Annotated in this window: 12 protein-coding genes and 1 tRNA gene; 1 reads left to right on the plus strand and 12 read right to left on the minus strand. The window is 49.2% G+C overall.

Annotated elements, in window-relative coordinates:
• On the plus strand, nucleotides 1-269 hold a 269-nt coding region (locus A3GK_RS11620; RefSeq protein WP_211205464.1), incomplete at its 5' end, for a hypothetical protein.
• A 78-nt stretch (nucleotides 270-347) separates the two neighbouring features.
• On the opposite strand, the gene pckA is transcribed toward A3GK_RS11620, so the two are convergent.
• From pckA to A3GK_RS0108855, 12 genes are all read right to left on the minus strand, one after another.
• Entirely contained in the window at nucleotides 348-1,958 is a 1,611-nt protein-coding gene (gene pckA, locus A3GK_RS0108800) for a phosphoenolpyruvate carboxykinase (ATP) (RefSeq protein WP_018029087.1), read from the minus strand.
• Between the two features lie 114 nt (nucleotides 1,959-2,072).
• Nucleotides 2,073-3,710, minus strand: coding sequence for an alpha-amylase family glycosyl hydrolase (locus A3GK_RS11455; protein WP_018029088.1), 1,638 nt, complete (start codon nucleotides 3,708-3,710; stop codon nucleotides 2,073-2,075).
• A 3-nt stretch (nucleotides 3,711-3,713) separates the two neighbouring features.
• Complete coding sequence (locus tag A3GK_RS11460; RefSeq protein ID WP_018029089.1) at nucleotides 3,714-4,733, minus strand: M28 family peptidase; 1,020 nt, start codon at nucleotides 4,731-4,733, stop codon at nucleotides 3,714-3,716.
• A 23-nt stretch (nucleotides 4,734-4,756) separates the two neighbouring features.
• Nucleotides 4,757-5,986: a M16 family metallopeptidase gene (locus A3GK_RS0108815; protein ID WP_018029090.1), complete on the minus strand. Its 1,230-nt coding sequence runs from the start codon at nucleotides 5,984-5,986 to the stop codon at nucleotides 4,757-4,759.
• 609 nt (nucleotides 5,987-6,595) lie between these two features.
• Nucleotides 6,596-8,641, minus strand: a complete 2,046-nt coding sequence (locus tag A3GK_RS0108820; RefSeq protein ID WP_018029091.1) for a M13 family metallopeptidase — start codon at nucleotides 8,639-8,641, stop codon at nucleotides 6,596-6,598.
• 60 nt (nucleotides 8,642-8,701) lie between these two features.
• Nucleotides 8,702-9,070 carry a DMT family protein gene (locus A3GK_RS0108825; protein WP_018029092.1) on the minus strand — a complete coding sequence of 123 codons (369 nt, stop codon included), beginning with the start codon at nucleotides 9,068-9,070 and terminating at the stop codon, nucleotides 8,702-8,704.
• A 34-nt stretch (nucleotides 9,071-9,104) separates the two neighbouring features.
• Complete coding sequence (locus tag A3GK_RS0108830; RefSeq protein WP_018029093.1) at nucleotides 9,105-10,082, minus strand: NAD(P)-dependent oxidoreductase; 978 nt, start codon at nucleotides 10,080-10,082, stop codon at nucleotides 9,105-9,107.
• Between the two features lie 23 nt (nucleotides 10,083-10,105).
• Nucleotides 10,106-12,928: a putative LPS assembly protein LptD gene (locus A3GK_RS0108835; protein ID WP_018029094.1), complete on the minus strand. Its 2,823-nt coding sequence runs from the start codon at nucleotides 12,926-12,928 to the stop codon at nucleotides 10,106-10,108.
• Between the two features lie 90 nt (nucleotides 12,929-13,018).
• Complete coding sequence (locus A3GK_RS0108840) at nucleotides 13,019-14,554, minus strand: NAD(P)H-hydrate dehydratase (protein WP_018029095.1); 1,536 nt, start codon at nucleotides 14,552-14,554, stop codon at nucleotides 13,019-13,021.
• Between the two features lie 26 nt (nucleotides 14,555-14,580).
• Nucleotides 14,581-15,588 carry a lactate/malate family dehydrogenase gene (locus A3GK_RS0108845; protein WP_018029096.1) on the minus strand — a complete coding sequence of 336 codons (1,008 nt, stop codon included), beginning with the start codon at nucleotides 15,586-15,588 and terminating at the stop codon, nucleotides 14,581-14,583.
• Nucleotides 15,589-15,711: 123 nt separating this feature from the next.
• Nucleotides 15,712-15,903, minus strand: coding sequence for a hypothetical protein (locus tag A3GK_RS0108850; RefSeq protein ID WP_018029097.1), 192 nt, complete (start codon nucleotides 15,901-15,903; stop codon nucleotides 15,712-15,714).
• 67 nt (nucleotides 15,904-15,970) lie between these two features.
• Nucleotides 15,971-16,044, minus strand: a tRNA-Arg gene (locus tag A3GK_RS0108855).
• Nucleotides 16,045-16,981 lie beyond the last annotated feature (937 nt).

Here is a 16,981-nt window from a genome sequence, read left to right on the forward strand (position 1 = left end):
TAGGACTGCCGAGGCCTCACGGGATAAGCCATACATCTTTCATCGTTTACCTGCCTAATTTACGCATCAAGGTTACGGTTGCCTTTTGGAACTTCACTGCCTGTAGCCAGCTTGTCCGCTTGATACGCCTTAGTATTAGGTTTCTGTTCGTCAGGCCACGAATTCGCTATTGCTTCTTCTCTCCCAAGGGTCACCCCTTGAAACTTGCAAGTCGCTATGGGGTTCGTTGGCAACTACGCCCCGAGTGGACTTTCACCACAGATGTATGACATGCCCGTCATACTAAAAAGAGTGGGTAGGCCAAAGATTGACCTACCCACTCTTTTAGTATGTAATGTATTTAGCTATTAAAGCTTTGGACCAGCAGCTATGAGTGCCTTACCCTCGGCCTTACCAGTGAACTTCTCAAAGTTCTTGATGAAGCGCTTAGATAGATCCTGAGCCTTCTCATCCCACTCAGCAGGATTAGCATAGGTATCACGAGGATCGAGGATCGCTGGGTCTACGCCAGGAAGTGCTAGAGGTACACGGAACCCGAAGTATGGGATCTCCTTAGTCTCTGCCTTATCGATAGAACCATCGAGGATTGCATCAATGATACCACGAGTATCTTTGATAGAGATACGCTTGCCAGTACCATTCCACCCAGTATTCACTAGATAAGCCTTAGCACCGTGTGCCTCCATCTTCTTCACTAGCTCCTCGGCATACTTAGTAGGATGCAGTGACAAGAAAGCAGCACCGAAGCAAGCTGAGAAGGTAGGTGTTGGCTCGGTAATACCACGCTCTGTACCAGCTAGCTTAGCGGTAAATCCGCTGAGGAAGTAGTACTTAGTCTGCTCTGGAGTTAGGATAGATACTGGAGGCAGTACTCCGAAGGCATCAGCCGATAGGAAGATCACCTTATTGGCGTGACCTGCCTTAGAGACAGGCTTCACGATATTCTCGATGTGATAGATAGGATAAGAGACACGAGTATTCTCAGTCACCGACTTATCAGCGAAGTCAATCTTACCATTCTTATCGAGCGTTACATTCTCCAAAAGAGCATCTCTACGGATAGCATTGTAGATATCTGGCTCGCTCTCCTTGCTTAGGTTGATCACCTTAGCATAGCAACCGCCCTCAAAGTTGAAGATACCATCATCGTCCCATCCGTGCTCATCATCACCGATTAGCTTACGCTTAGGATCGGTAGAGAGAGTGGTCTTACCTGTTCCAGAAAGTCCGAAGAAGATAGCAGTCTCCTTACCATCCATACTAGTATTAGCAGAGCAGTGCATAGAGGCCATGCCCTTGAGAGGAAGTCGATAGTTCATGTAAGAGAACATACCCTTCTTCATCTCACCACCGTACCAGGTATTGATGATTACCTGTACCTTTTCGGTAAGGTTGAATACCACAGCGGTCTCACTATTCAGTCCCAGCTCCTTGTAGTTCTCCACCTTCGCCTTAGAAGCGTTGAGGATAAGGAAATCGGGCTCACCAAAGTTCTCCAGCTCCTCCTTAGTAGGACGGATAAACATATTGGTCACGAAGTGAGCTTGCCAAGCCACCTCCATCACAAAGCGTAGCTTGAGGCGAGTATTCTCATTGGCACCCACAAAAGCATCCACTACAAAAAGGCGTTTATTAGAGAGCTGATCGGTAGCAATCTTCTTGATGATTGGCCAGTGTTCCTCCTTAACTGGCTTATTATCGTTTTTGTACTCCTCGGAAGTCCACCAAACGGTATCACGAGAGGTGTCATCAAGGACGAAAAACTTATCCTTAGGGCTACGACCAGTGTAGACACCAGTCATCACATTCACAGCACCCAGCTCGGATACTTGTCCTTTTTCATAACCTTCTAGGTCAGGGCGCGTCTCTTCTTCAAACAGTTGATCATACGTGGGATTATAAATAATCTCAGTAGCTCCGGCGATACCATACTTGGTTAAGTCAATCTTTTTTGCCATGCTTCTAAATTTTTTATATATTGGTTAATTGGAAATAACGTTCTACGTCTCACTCACACAGCAAAGGTAATAAATAAAGTGACTATCCGCAAAGAATTAGGAATTATTTCTTTATTATTTCCGATTGCTTGAGAAAAGGTGTACCGTCACCCCGTATGCTGGCACCTCCATTAGGTAAGGCTGATCGGGCAAAAGACGCACAAAAGTCTCGCCATCAACGGGCCACTGAGTTACGCGAGCAACCTCCGAAGATAGGCTAAGTACCTCAAAAGCATGAGGCGGGATAGCCACTTCTACCGTCTGTGGTTCGCCGTGAAAGTTGACCACCACCAATGCAGACTCCTCTCCGTAGGCACGCATAAAGGCATAGAGCCCACGATCGGCGGAATGGGGTTGGTAGTAATTGAGGTCATAAAAGGTGCCCTTGGCAAAGAGTGGTCTTTGAGCCAGCTCTAGAAGCGATTGGTAGCGTGCTCTCAATGGAGATTTTATCTTGCCCTCGCTGAGTAGCCACTCACGGATAGTGGAGAGGCTCCAGTAATCAAAGATAGTTGTACGACCATCTCTGCCCGAGAAGCCCTCCTCATCCATTCCCCGCTCCCCTAGCTCCTGACCGAAATAGGTCATCAAAGGATTGCCATCCACTAGGGCGGTCACCGCCATAGCTGGGAAAGCTTTCTCGCCGTCACCCACCACAAAGTCCGAAGCAAGTCGCACTTCGTCGTGATTTTCCATAAACCTTAGAAGTCGATGCTTCACACGCTCCTGAGACTGCAATAGCCCACCGATATCATTTGTTGATGCCTGTCCCTTGAGAAGAGCCATCAAGAGATCATAAAGCCCCACCTTATCATAGAGGTAATCAAAGCCAGCCAGTACAAACTCCTCATACCGCTCTGGCTGATATACCTCGGCAATCATCAGTAGCTCGGGATAGGCTGTTTTGAGCTTTTGAATACACCATTGCCAAAAGGGCACCGGCACTAGCTCCGCCATATCGCACCTAAAGCCATCCACCCCTTTCGCTGCCCAATAATTAAGGATATCGAGCATCTTATTCCAGGTATCGGGCACAGGATCATAATGGGTATTCCAATCTCCTGCCAGGTCAATACCATAATTGAGTTTGATCGTCTCGTACCAATCATTGGGTGTAGGGTGGCTAGTAAACTGGTCGTTACCTGTCGCCTTGGCTGGTATTTCGGTATAAACCTCATCGCCACTCACTAGGGTCAACGTCTCCTGAGGCAGATAGTAGAAATTATTATTTGGGGCAAAGGGCACTGAGGTATCATCCTCCTCGCCAAAATCCTTTACGTAACTAGGCTTGGCATCGGAGGCATATTCCCGAGATAGATGGTTGGGGACAAAGTCAATGATCACCTTTAGCCCCGCAGCGTGAGTTCGCTCAATCAGAGCTTCAAACTCCTCCATACGATGCTCCACCTCCACTGCAAGGGCTGGTGCCACATCGTAGTAGTCGCAGATAGCATAGGGTGAGCCGGCCTCCCCCTTCACAATCGCTGGGTGGTTGGCTGGTATCTTGGCACCGAAAGTACTTTTGGTAGCATGCTCAAGCACTCCGGTGTACCATATATGTGTACAACCGAGCTCTTTTATCTCTTGCAGACGCTCAGGGGTAAAGTCCTCAAACTTTCCCGAACCATTGGTCTCAAGGGTACCCGCTTTTTGATTGGTAGCATTGAGATTGCCATAAAGTCGTGGCAATACTTGGTAGATAGATATTCTCATCTCCTATTGTGCGTTGTGGTCGTAATCCATTAATACCTGCCAAACAGTCTCCCCTACCGCTTGTAGCGTCTCCTTACTGATGATATCCAGATTGTCGTTGTGAGTATGCCAATAATCGCCAAACTCCTCATCGTAATTGATGATATCGACACAAGGAATGCGGAGGTTGCGAATCACAAAGTAGTGGTCGTCGGTAATCGCACCACCCATCTTATTCTGAAAATAGGCGCCGTGACCGAGCTCCTCAGCCACCTCCCATATCTTAGTAACGAACTGACCGGCCGACTCTTGTGAGAAGTACTCCCGCTTAAAGATCGCATTCTTAGCCCCAACCATATCGAGGAGAATTCCGAACTCTGCTTTATACCCCTCCTTATGTAGGTTTTTAGTCCAATACTGAGTACCTAGAGCCCATGTATCTTCCGAATTGACCTGATACTGCGTTTCCCATGCAGGCAAACCGTAGTCCTCAGCATCGAAAAACATCAGGTCGATCCCGTAATTCTCCAGTCCCTCAGTGGCAAGTAGACGTGCCAACTCCAGCATCACGCCAGGACCACTGGCCCCATCATCAGCGCCCAAGATAGGCACCTCACGCATCATAGGATTGGGGTCGTTATCGGCAAAAGGACGGGTATCCCAGTGGGCAAAAAGCATAATTCTCCGCTCGCGCTCGGGGTGGTACGAGCCGATGATATTGACGCACTCCAACTTGGTGCCATCGTAGGCAGTAAGCGACATCTCCTGTCGCGTCACCTCCAGCCCCAGTTGCTCAAGTTCTCCGACAATGTAATTGGCGGTAGCCCTATGGGCTTCGGTGTTCGGCACACGAGGGCCAAAAGCCAGCTGCTGCGCAATATGAGCATACGCCTTTTCAGCAACAAAAGGAGAAGGGGGCAACTCTCTCGCCACCTTAGTCTGCTCAGATTGCCCACTTTTTTTACCACTTTTATCACAAGAGGAAGCGGAGAGTACCAGCCCTACCACTGCCATCGTAAGTATCAAGAATCTATTCATCATCATTCAATTTATTGGAGATTGCCCACCTACTTACCTTGGTAGATGAGACGTGAAATATTATCTTTTGCAAATAAGGATTGTGCCACACGCATCAGCGACTCAATCGTCACCCCATCTAAGCGATGGAAAAACTCCTCTAGGGGGTGGTAGCAACCTTTCAGCAAGAGCTGACGACCAAAGGCTAGGAACTGCGACTCACTCTGCTCCGTGGACATCGTTGCCTGCCCTTTGATCTGCTTCACCCAGGCACGTAGCGCGGTGGGGGTTAGAGGGACTTCCTGAAGCTTTTCCAACTCCTTAAGCACCTGCTCAAGGGCTCTCTCGGCATTCAGAGGGTCGCAACCGAAGTAAATCTGCCACCAGCCGATATCAGGGATGGTGGTCAATGACGACTCCACGCTATAGACCCAGCCACGATGCTCCCGCAGCTGTACCACTAGCCGACTATTCATTCCCGGCCCCGCCAATAGGTTGAGAAGTAGTGTCGCTTCGGTCCGATCCAAATCGGCTAAAGTGGGTGCCACACCCCCTATCAGCACGTGGGCTTGGTGGGTATCGCTTTCTTGCAGGAGATTGAATTGGGTAGCTCGAGGAGACGCCATCGGCGATGCCGTGGGAGCCTCTTCAAAAGGCTCTCCAAGCAATTGGTTGGTCAGCTCAGCAAACCGCGACTCCGTCACCTGGCCCATACAGAAAAAGAGCATCCGACTAGGGGTAAACGCCTTGCGCACATACTCCAAGCAGTCTTCACGGCTCATCCTATCTAGGCTCTCTTCATTACCAAGAATGGGATGCGATAGCTCGTAATCCTCAAAGAACTTCTCCTCAAAATGATCAAAGATAAGATCCGAAGGGGTGTCTCGGTAGAGGCTGATCTCCTCCTTCACCACTTCTCGCTCCTTCTCCAGCTCCACCTCGGGGAAAGAGGCGTGGCGAATCAAGTCATTCAGAAGCTCCATACTCCGACGAAGCTCCTTTTTAGGTGCCGCCGTATAGACAAATGTGGTCTCCTTAGTGGTGTAGGCATTGAGCTCACCGCCCACCAACTCCATACGATTGATGATGTGCCACGCATGCCGACGCTCAGTGCCCTTAAAGATCGTATGCTCCACAAAGTGAGCCAACCCAGGGAGATGCTCAGGATCGTGCCGACTACCCGAGTGGATCGCAAAACCACAGTAGACCACGTTGCTCCGGGTCGGTAGCAAGGCGACCCTCAAGCCATTCTCCAGTTGATTCTCTATATATCCTTTCAAAATATCACTCCAACTACTCCTCCCATTTAATCTATCGCAAACTTACCCATTTTTCAAGACTGTTGCACTACGATGATTAGTGCCCGACCCACCAGCGAACGTATGGAGGGTGCATTTCATAAAGAGGTTTCAGAAAGCATTTTGCACATTAAATTTGGGTGAAATGTAGGCTGTTGAAAGCGCCCTTGTAAACCATTGAAAACCAAGGATATATTTTGGCGTTTTCCGAGTTGCAACTAAGCAATCGGTTAGTTGCAACTAAGCATTTGCTTTGTTGCAACTCGGCAAATGCTTAGTTGCAACTCAGTTTTTGCTCTCCTTATGAGAATGTTGCACGAAGTGCCATTCTCGCACATTTGAATCAAATGTGCTGAGACTTTGAACGAAGGATGAGATACAAGGCGCTGAGGGTGAGGGCACTGGGAGCGTACTCACGTACGTGACCGAGCCCGAATCCCGAAAGCAACGCCGCAGATCGCCTTCGTGCAACAGTCTCCTTATGACTGACCCAACCTTGCAAAAGAGAAGAGCTTAAAAAGAGATGGGGTGTGTTGGAACCAAAGCTCCGACACACCCCATCAATTGATTAAGATGACTTACAAAAGTCGTTTACCAAACAATCACACGCTCCTCAGGTGCCATCCACATAGCATCACCCTCCTTGATATCAAAGGCCTCGTAGAAAGCAGGGATATTCTTAAGTGTTTGATTAACTCTTAGCATACCCAAGCTATGAACATCTACCTTGGTGAGGCGCACCTCCTCCTCAGGAGTGATATTTTGTCCCCAAAGACGTGCATAACCGATAAAGAATCTCTGAGCCATGGTGAAGTTGTCAATAACAGGATACTCCTGACCCTTTGTTGCCTCTTGTAGAGCATCAAAGGCCACTAGCACACCACCTTGGTCGGCAATATTCTCGCCTAGAGTAAGGTGACCATCGGCCATAAGACCCTCACGGATCTGTACCTTATCGAACTGTGCTGCTAGCTTCTCAGTAGCTTCCTTAAAGGTCTTAGCATCCTCCTCAGTCCACCAATTGATCATATTACCATTGGCATCGTACTGACTACCTTGGTCGTCGAATCCGTGAGTCATCTCGTGACCAATCACCACACCGATACCACCATAGTTAACCGCGTCATCGGCATTGAGATTGAAGAATGGAGGCTGCAGGATACCTGCTGGGAAGCAGATCTCATTAGTGGTAGGATTGTAGTAAGCATTCACCTCGTGAGCATTCATCAACCAGCGATTCACATCTACTGGCTTACCAAGATCCTCAAGGTTACGATTGACTTCAAAGAGTGAGATAGCCCTCATATAGTCATAAAGGGAGTTCTCTACCAGCTCAAGGTTTTCATAAGTCCACCACTTATCAGGATAGCCCACCTTTACGATAAAGGTATTGAGCTTCTCGTGCGCCTTCGCCTTAGTATCCTCGCTCATCCAAGCAAGGTTATCGATACGCTTACCTAGAGCTAAGATAAGGTTGTCCACCAATTGAGTCATCCGCTCCTTTGCCTCAGCTGGGAAGTGCTTAGCCACATATTTCTGACCAATCACATCGCCCATGCAGCTATTGACACGTGCCACAGCGGTCTGCCAAAGAGGCTTTTGCTCGATGACACCAGTCATGGAAGTGCTATGGAAAGCGAAGGAAGCATCGCGGAAGTCTTTGCTTAGGTAATTGGCAGCATCATCTAGGATACGAGCCTTAATGAGGTGCTTCATTGCGTCGAGCGAAGTGGTCTCAAACCACTTATCAAAGCGGTGGAAGTAATCCTTCTGAGCCACATTGAGCTCCTTGGCCTCGGCCAAACCGGTACGACCCTCGAAATAACGTTGGTATGGAAATTTGAAGCTCTTGTAGAACTCCTCCATACTCATCTTATTATAGTTTCTCTGCGAATCTCTCCTCTCCAGCATGGTGTAGACAATCTTAGAGAGGCTCTTCTCAGTATTATAAACCTCCTCAGCCAAAGCAGTCGCCTCCGCCTCATCGGTACCAGTAAGCGTGAATAGCTTAGCTATATAAGTGCGGTAGTCGGCCTGTTGCTTAGCAAAGTCAGCCTGCTCGCCATAGTAATCAGGCACACCCATGATTAGGCTAGGCTGGAAGAGCTGAAGCAGGTTGTTCTTGCTATCCTTCTCATCGGCCATTATATAGGTAACAAAGAAGTGAGAGTCGCCATAGTTACCACTCTTAGAGAGGTAATCTACCAACTCATCCTTAGTCGTTATGGCATCCACCTCACCAAGATATGGGAGCACTGGATTGGCACCATCTTTATCAAGTTTCAGAGTATCTAAGCTCATCTCATAGAGCTTATACGCCTTCTCCTCATCACTTCCTGCGGTAGCCCCCTCATTCATCTCCTCAAGGATCTCCTTGGTATCGGCAAGGGCATTGATACGCAGTTGATCAAAGCTACCAAAGCGGGCATAGCCAGCTGGCAGTGGGTGGTTTTTGATCCAGTTGCCATTGACATACTTGTAGAAGTCCTCTGAAGGTTTGATCGTAGTGTCTAGGGCGGTGAGATCAATTGCTGGGACGCTCTCGGTGCTCTCTTCCTTGCTCTGCTTATCGCTGCAAGAGCCTAAGCCAAGTACCATGGAGGCGAGTGCAAAAGTCATAATAGTTTCCTTTTTCATTTCTCTATTGTTGTTATTAGAAATATAGTTATTCTGTTCTGCAAATGTACACAATTGCGGTTACTTAAATACAAAATAGACCGCTAGGATTAGGCAAATAAAGGCTGCAAGATGATTCCACTGCAGGCTCTCCCCTCTAAAGAAAAGCACCGAGAAGAGGGTAAAGACAGTGATGGATATGACCTCTTGAATCACTTTGAGCTGCATCAAAGAGAAAGCTCCGCCATTCCCCACATAGCCCATACGATTGGCTGGCACCTGAAACATATACTCGAATAGCGCCAAGCCCCAACTGAGGAGTATCACCACGTAGAGCGGTGTAGCATCGGAGAGCACCTTCATCTGCTGTAGCTTCAGATGCCCATACCATGCAAAAGTCATAAAGATATTAGAGACTACAAGGAGTCCGATCGTTAGCCAGCCATTCATAAGATGCAACCAAGAGAGCAGAGCCTCTCACAAATTATATCCGTACAATAGCAATGGGTCGGTCTTGGAGCAAGAAGCCAAGAACATTATTGGTAAACTCCTCGGCCATTGCCACACGTGCCTCAACGGTCTGGGTACCCACGTGTGGGGTCATCACCACATTCTCCATATCGTATAGCTCATCGAGCGGATTATCGTCGTGCTCAAAGACATCGAGCGCCGCACCTGCGATGGTACCATTCTTGAGTGCCGACACAAGTGCTGCTTCGTCTACCACCTTTCCACGGGCGGTATTGACGAGGATGGCAGAAGGCTTCATTGTCCCAAGGCTCTTCTCATTAATCAGATGGTGCGAATCTTCATTGTAAGGGGTATGCAGAGAGATGATATCGCACTCCCGCAATAGTTGGTCAAGTGGTGCGTAGGTCACGCCTTCCTTTTGAGCCTCTTCATCAGAGAGCTTGTGGCGTTTGTAGTAGAAAATCTCCGCACCCATTGCCTTGAGGATACGTCCAACGGCACGGCCGATATTGCCGTAGCCCACGATGCCCACCTTTTTACGATAGATATCTGTGCCCATACCATCACTAAGCGAACCCTTAGCACTAGAGCGCTGGCGACGCATGGTGTGGTCCCAAATCGCAATCCTTCGGGTGAGTCCCAAGAGCAAGGCCACCGCCAACTCTGCCGTTGGCTGTATCACTGCCTGCGGGGTATTGCACACGGTGATTCCTTTGCTATTGGCATACGCCACATCGATATTATTAAAGCCCACAGCGTAATTGGCGATCAGCTTCAAGTTGGGGAAATAGTCAATCACCTCCTTAGTCACGGGAATGGTAAATTCACTTCCCAAGATTGTAGCATCTTTAGGTAGCCCCTCCAAGTGCTTTGGGTCAAACTTCTCCCCCTTGGGTAAAGTTACCACCTCCACCTGCTCCTCCAATGCTTCAAATCCTCTCGCCACGCTAGGGTGAAATAGGAACAATAGTTTTTCTTTGTTTTGTGCCATAATGTATCTTTAATTATATAAGGTTAATACCACTGTGATGTGGCTCTATAATTGGGTTGGCTACTCTTGCGGTAGCGAAGGTCATGCAGCAACTGGCTATTGACACCTATCGTAAAGTTGTACGACTTAAATGGTCCAATAGGGATGAAGCTTGCCGACATACTCCAGCAGTGTAGGTCTCGAGTGACATTGCAGGTCATATTGGTGATCCGCTTCTCATCGAAGTTGTAGTTAGCGGAGAAGTTGAATCGCCAATTGCGGGTCGGTGAAAACTGACCGCTGAAGCTCAAGTCGTGCCTCCATTGATATCCAAACTCTTTCTTGGCAGGGATAAACTCTCCCGTCCCGAGCGAAAGGTTGTAATTGAAGCTCAGGCTCCAATCCATCCGATTCTTGAGGTAGCCATTGTAGTCAAACTCCTCTTGCGAGCCACTTTTGCCGCCCATAAGAGAGCCACCGCCTTCCTCTCCTCTAGGCGAAGTAGGGGGCTGGTCAGGAGGGTCGTTGGACGAACCATCATCATCACCATCATTCTCTGTCTTTTTCTTTGAGAAGAGATTGGTAATCTTTTTGATCGTCTCCCGATTAAAGGTGTAGGAGAAAGAGGTACTCGTTCCCTTAAAGTGCCCTATTCCCTTACCATTGAGCACCCTCAGCTTATCCACTCGGTAGGGGATAATTCGACCATCATGCTCGTGATAATCCCACAGATAAAGGTCAAAAGCGCCCCCTAGTCGGAGGGTAAAACTCTGTGATAGCCTCAGAGAGATAGAAGCCGATAGGTCGCTCCATTGAAAGGAGTCGGCCGCTAGATTGTAGCTTGTGGAGAGGTTTAGCGACTCGATCAGACTGATCTTTTTGAACTCCGTAGAGTCCTTTTTGATTTTCGCCTCCAAGTTATTGGCAAGTGACAGCCCTATGCTTCCACTCTTACCTCGCCCCGGCACGCCAAAGAGCTGCCCCTCATATGGGGATACAAACCGCTCCTCCTTCCGTCCGTCGGGCGTGATGTATCGGAGATGCTCCCAATAGCCCCATCTAGGATCGCCAAAGTCGGGGCGGTAGTTAATAGAAATCGAGGGCTCCATACGGTGTCGAATCATATCCACCTTGTCACCTAGAAATGGCAGTGGCTTCCAAAAGCCATATACCGTGGTGGAGAGAGCTAGTGAAGCACTAAAGTCAAATACCCTATTAAAGCCATAAGTGGTATCTGTGGGCACCACCTTATTGAGAGCTGGGTCGTAGGCGTGGGCAACCCTCGAGGAGTACCACCGCTCCGTATAATTTAGGGAGGGGGTCACCTTGATATAATTGAATAGGTCAAAGGAGGCACTCACAGGGATAGAGTGGCTCATACCATTTTGCCAGTCCCGAATCAGGTTTTTCTTAAAGAACTCATCCTCCTTCGACTGCACCGAGTTACGCAACTGCCCCGAGTAAGAGAGCGAAATCTTTTCATACCACCGTTCCTTACCCACCTGCTGCTTACGCTTAAATGGGTAGATACGGCTCATCGTGATAGAGAGGTTGGGGAGCGTCACCGAGAGCGTCTTATCGCGCGACCTTTGGTTGATATCCATAGAGCCCGATATACTCCATGGGCTATTGGGGAAGCGTTGGTTGAAACTGATGCTAGAGCTCTTGGTATTCTCTCCCAACACCGCTTGATTGTAGAGCCCATCAAGGTTATTGTGATTGTACGAACTGGTAGAGAAATTGACATTGGCCGAGAAGCTTCGATATGGATTGGCCTTAGCATCCTGCTGGTGGCTCCACTGAATGCGGAAGTCACTCGACTTACTGTAGTCGCCTGCGATCTTATCCCCTCGCTTGGTCACAATGTAGCTCGCATTGATACTTCCGCTATACCGATACCGCTTGCGGTAGGTCGATTGTGCCTGCACCCCCCACGACCCCTTGGTGTAGATATCTCCCGTCAGCTGAAGGTCTACATAATCATTGATCGCAAAGTAATACCCGCCATTGCGTAGGTAAAAGCCACGATCCATCTCATCGCCATAAGTAGGCATTATTAGGCCCGAAGAGCGGGAGGTGGTAAAAGGGAAGAAAGCAAAGGGCAAGCCAATAGGCAGTGGTACATCGGCGATCACCAGATAAAGAGGACCCGAAACCAAATCCTTTCCAGGGCGCACCTTTGCCTTAGTCAGACTGATATAGAAGTGTGGATGCTCATGATTGTCACAGGTGGTGTACTTTCCATCCATCAGATTGAGCGTACCATTGCCAATCCGCTTCGTCTTATCCGCCGTCACAAAGCCATCGCCCTGCTGCGTCACCACATCGGTGATATAGCCTTGTTGCGTATTGATATTATAGTTGATGCTTTTTGCTTCATAGGTCTCTTGCTCATTAGTAATCTTGGCATAGATACGCTCTCTATTGAGCGAGTCGGGATAGTCGATATAGGTAGAGTAGATATTACCGCTATCGATCTGCATCTGCATGAAGTCACCCTGCAACTGCTGACTTTCGTACTTCACCTGACCATTGCCGTACATCCGGAGCAAGTTGCGCTTCGGTAAGATCACAATAGAGTCTTGGCTCTCAAAGTCGAGAGGTGCCTTGAGCTGACTGAGGAGTGTGGAGTCGGTAGAGAGAGAATCGGCTGGCAGTGAATCTACTGCAAGGCTATCCACCACCAAGCTATCTACTGCAAGGCTATCACGAATATTCAGCGTATCCCTTGACTGTAAATAACGTGCTAGGGCATCAATATCCGCCCTACTCCTCCCTGCTTTTGCACCTTGAGAGAGGAGCAGAGAGAAGAGGAGATACCCCACAAAGATAATGAGTATATAGGGAGTGCCCTTACGTCTCACCACAGCGTTACCACAAAATAGCGTCCATACAAGTCCTAAACTCTCACAAAGATAATAAAATGACTTGAATAATCGACCCTACCTCACCACTAGTCACCTAAAAAGCGCATTGGAGCTATTGCTCGTAAAGCGCTTAAAGGCCATCGGCAAGTACTCTATCAGTCGACCCGCTGTAAGCGAAAGCTCGCAGTAGTCGCTGCTATAGCTCTCTGCAGCAAACCCATGGATAAAGGCTCCTGCCACACACGCCTCTAGCTGATGCACCTTTTGTCCCAATAGTGCAAGGATAATACCCGTTAGCACATCGCCAGTGCCAGCAGTTGCCAACCCTGGATTGCCCGACATCGTAAAGACCACCTGACCCATCGGCGTGGCAGTAGCCGTATAGGCACCTTTGAGCAAAATATAGATGCCCAAGCGAGCCGCCTCACGCCGTGCCAACTCTAGTCGCTCGTAGCTATTTCGGGAAGGACCAAAGAGACGATCAAACTCCCCCACATGAGGGGTGAGGATAGAGCCCTTTGGCACCATCCCCAAGAGGCGTCCCTCCTCCTGAGCCAAGAGATATAGGGCATCGGCATCCAGCACCATCGGCTGCGTGTAACCACCCAAGAGTTGCTCTAGCCCTAGCAAGCTCTCTGTACTTCGTCCAAGGCCTGGTCCCACGGCAATCGTGGTATAGTCGGTGAGCGAATAACTGGTGGAGGAGAAGCTCTCCTCCGATCCGTCTTCACGCACCAATGCCTCAGGCAGAGAGGTATGCAAAATAGTAGCCTGACCCGAAGGCACATGCACCGTCAGATGCCCCGCTCCCGAAGCCATCGCTGCTCTACCAGCCAGCACCGCAGCCCCCATCATCCCCTTAGCGCCTGCTATGAGTAGATCCTTGCCATAGTCATACTTATTGGAGAAGCGCTTACGCAAGGGTAGCACCTGCTCCATCTCCTGCGTTCCGAAGTACATATAGGGGGCATTGGACGTACTTTTGGCACTATAAAAACTAGGATAAAGCACCCGCCACTGACCCACATAAGGCTCATTTTCGGGCAAAAGGAGTAACAGCTTAGGACTATAAAAGGTGTAGGTGACGTCGGCCTTTAATATCTTGGTATAGTCAATAGGCCCCTCCACTTCTTCACTCATACCAGAGGGGATCTCCAGTGCCACCTTGATCGCCTTTATCTGATTGAGGTACTTCGTCACATTATTGAGCGAAGGCATCAGCTCCCGCCCCTGTATTCCATCAATCAGAAGGTCTTGGGGAGCCAGCTCTGGGAGGGCAAAAGCATTGGTCGTCACCTCGGTGAGGTGCGATGAAACTTCCATAAAGGCATCACGTTCATGGGCCACTTCGTCGGACAAAGTACCTTTAGGATTCAGGAGCAATACCTCTACATCATACTGCATGCCCACTAGCGAGGTGCCTACCCTGATCGCCAAAGCCCCCTTTTCGTTGGGCCCAGCAAAGATCACCGCACGGCGAGCAGCATAGAAGTCCTGCTTCAGGCGGTTGCATACCGCAATTCCCTTGTGCGCCATCAGCTCCGAGGCATCCTCCCAATCAGTACGCTCTGCCACCAGCTCTGCCTCCATCTCCGCGATCTCTCTCGAGCTATATATCTTTTGCATCTTCTCCCTTTATATATTGTATCATATTATATCATTTCCACCAACTCCTCTTCCCTCTGGAGGAGACACCCCCACTCACTAGGGTCGGGCAGATACCCACCCTTTATCAATTGTTGCCTCATCCTTTCAATCGAAGCAAATGCCCCATCCAGTGCCGCCCCATCGCGAGCTGTGAGCTTCGTGGGCAGATGGTGGCACCCTTGGCTATCTATCTTGGTGAGAAGCGAACCAAAGGTATGAGGATACCGACGGGAGTGATGATACCTAGCCGTAGGGAGCTCAAAAGGCTCACGGTCCGTGGCCATCAGCATCCGCAATACATGCACCGCTGGGCTTTGATAGGCAGTCTGACCTCTCTGCTTGTAGATAGAGATGCCACCATACCGCACCGCACGCACCAGCTCCACCTCATCCTCACTGCTGATGCCCATCTCGCTCAGCGAAGTACCATTCACCCGAACTCTGTCAAGCATCGGTGCCATTGCCCCATCGTGGCTTCCCAAGCTGTAGACATCGCTAAGTACCCTAGGCGGTACCCCCAACCGACGCACCAACGTCCTTCGGAAGCGCTCGGTATCTAGCGACGAAAGGCTCATTATCCGTTCGGGCGACAATCCACTATGCACCAGCAGAGTGAGCCCCATCAGGTCGGAGGGATTGCTCACGCAGACCACCCGCTCCACTTTGTCCCTCACAGCGGAGAGTGCACGCCCACACTCCACTGCAAAGGGAGCATTGCTCAATAGCATCGCCTCGCGAGTGGTAGGACTACTCTGCACACTCTTGGCAAAGAGCAGATATCCCCCCTCCGATACCGCCTCCTCCATCGAGAGGGTGGTATGAATCTCAATTTCTCCGAAGCCCGACTCCTCTATCTCGTCCTTAAGCCCCTGAAGCCGCTCCTCGCTCCCGCCACAAAGCACCAGTCGACGACTGAAACGCTGTAGCAGAGCATAGAAGACCAATTCACTAGATAGCCGCCCCGTGGCACCAACCACCACCAGCGGACGCTCGGTAAAGTAGCCACCCTTCATCTCGTCGCTCTCTTAAGTTACCTCCCTACTAGCTTAGAATAGTGCACAGATAGGACGACCACCCAGGGATTGCATCACCTCTAGGTTGTCATCCTACACTCCTCCAGCTCTGAGAAGTGATGATTACTGATTCTCTTCGGGGAGAGAATTGTACTTTTTATCGAGGAAGATGTGAAGCAAAAAGCCCACAAGCACCAGTACAAGACCTATCACCAAACCAGTATTGGTCTGCCCTGTGCCAGCAAAGCCTAGATAAATCAATATAGCGGCGCCAATCACCTCTACCAAAATCCCAAGATAGGTAATCCCCTTCATATACTTCGAATATTGTAAGTTTGTAAGTTCTGTTCGTTTTGTCTGAGCTACATCAGTAGCCCCATCGTGACCCAGAAGGGATTCAAACCCCCGACCTTCAGAACCGGAATCTGACGCTCTATTCAGCTGAGCTACTGGGCCAAAAACACACCGCGTGGAGGCAACCACCCCATCGCTAGGTACAAAGGTAGCAAAAGATTTCCATACTCTCACCCCTTGCAACCCCCTTTTTACAGAACCGTCGCATCGGGAATTAAGTAATAAGCGAATGAACCGCTCTCTTTATACCCTTTTACCAATACCCGAACAACCATTCACACATTAGTATATTAGTATATTATGGGGAGCCTACCAAAGGCTATTCTAAGACTAGAACTGTTCATCCAAAAGGAGTGTGGGACTACTCATATACTTATTATAGACCTATAAAAAGTGGGTGGCGTAAGAGGGCAAAAGTTTAGTTGCAACTAAGCATTTGACGAGTTGCAACTAAGCAATCGGCGAGTTGCAACTAAGCGATCGGTTAGTTGCAACTAAACCAACACTCATATATGACACTGGTTTTCAGGCCGTTACGAAACCGATATTAGTGACCTATTTTCCCATCCATTTTCACATATAATAATACATCAAAACAATCTTGGAATAGGCTGTCCGAACCGCAAGGAGCTTGGGTTTTGATCGTCTTATTTACCTTTATTCATCGGTTCCGCAAGCCTTGAATGGGGTTACTTCATAATCGGACCTCCGAGGTCCTTGCCCCTATTGGTATTTCGATGAATACCACACGGTAGTATCTTACTAATGCGCTAGCTCTATATCTGTGGGGCAGGGGTTACGCATTAGAAAGTTCTTACCGTATACTTTTTAACAGGGCGTCTATAAGTAAGGACCTCGGCAGAGGTCCGTGCTAAATAGGCACAGGTCAAGGCACGCAGTGCCGAAGACCTGTGTATAAAGAGGTACCACACACCCTTGCGACCCCGGCCGAGGGGTCGGACAACCCTATCTCTAGGTCTGACCCCTCAGCCGGGGTCAAGCAGGTGGTGAATATGCTCTTGCACACAGGTCGTTCGGG

Source organism: Porphyromonas somerae DSM 23386 (assembly GCF_000372405.1).
Classification (GTDB): domain Bacteria; phylum Bacteroidota; class Bacteroidia; order Bacteroidales; family Porphyromonadaceae; genus Porphyromonas_A; species Porphyromonas_A somerae.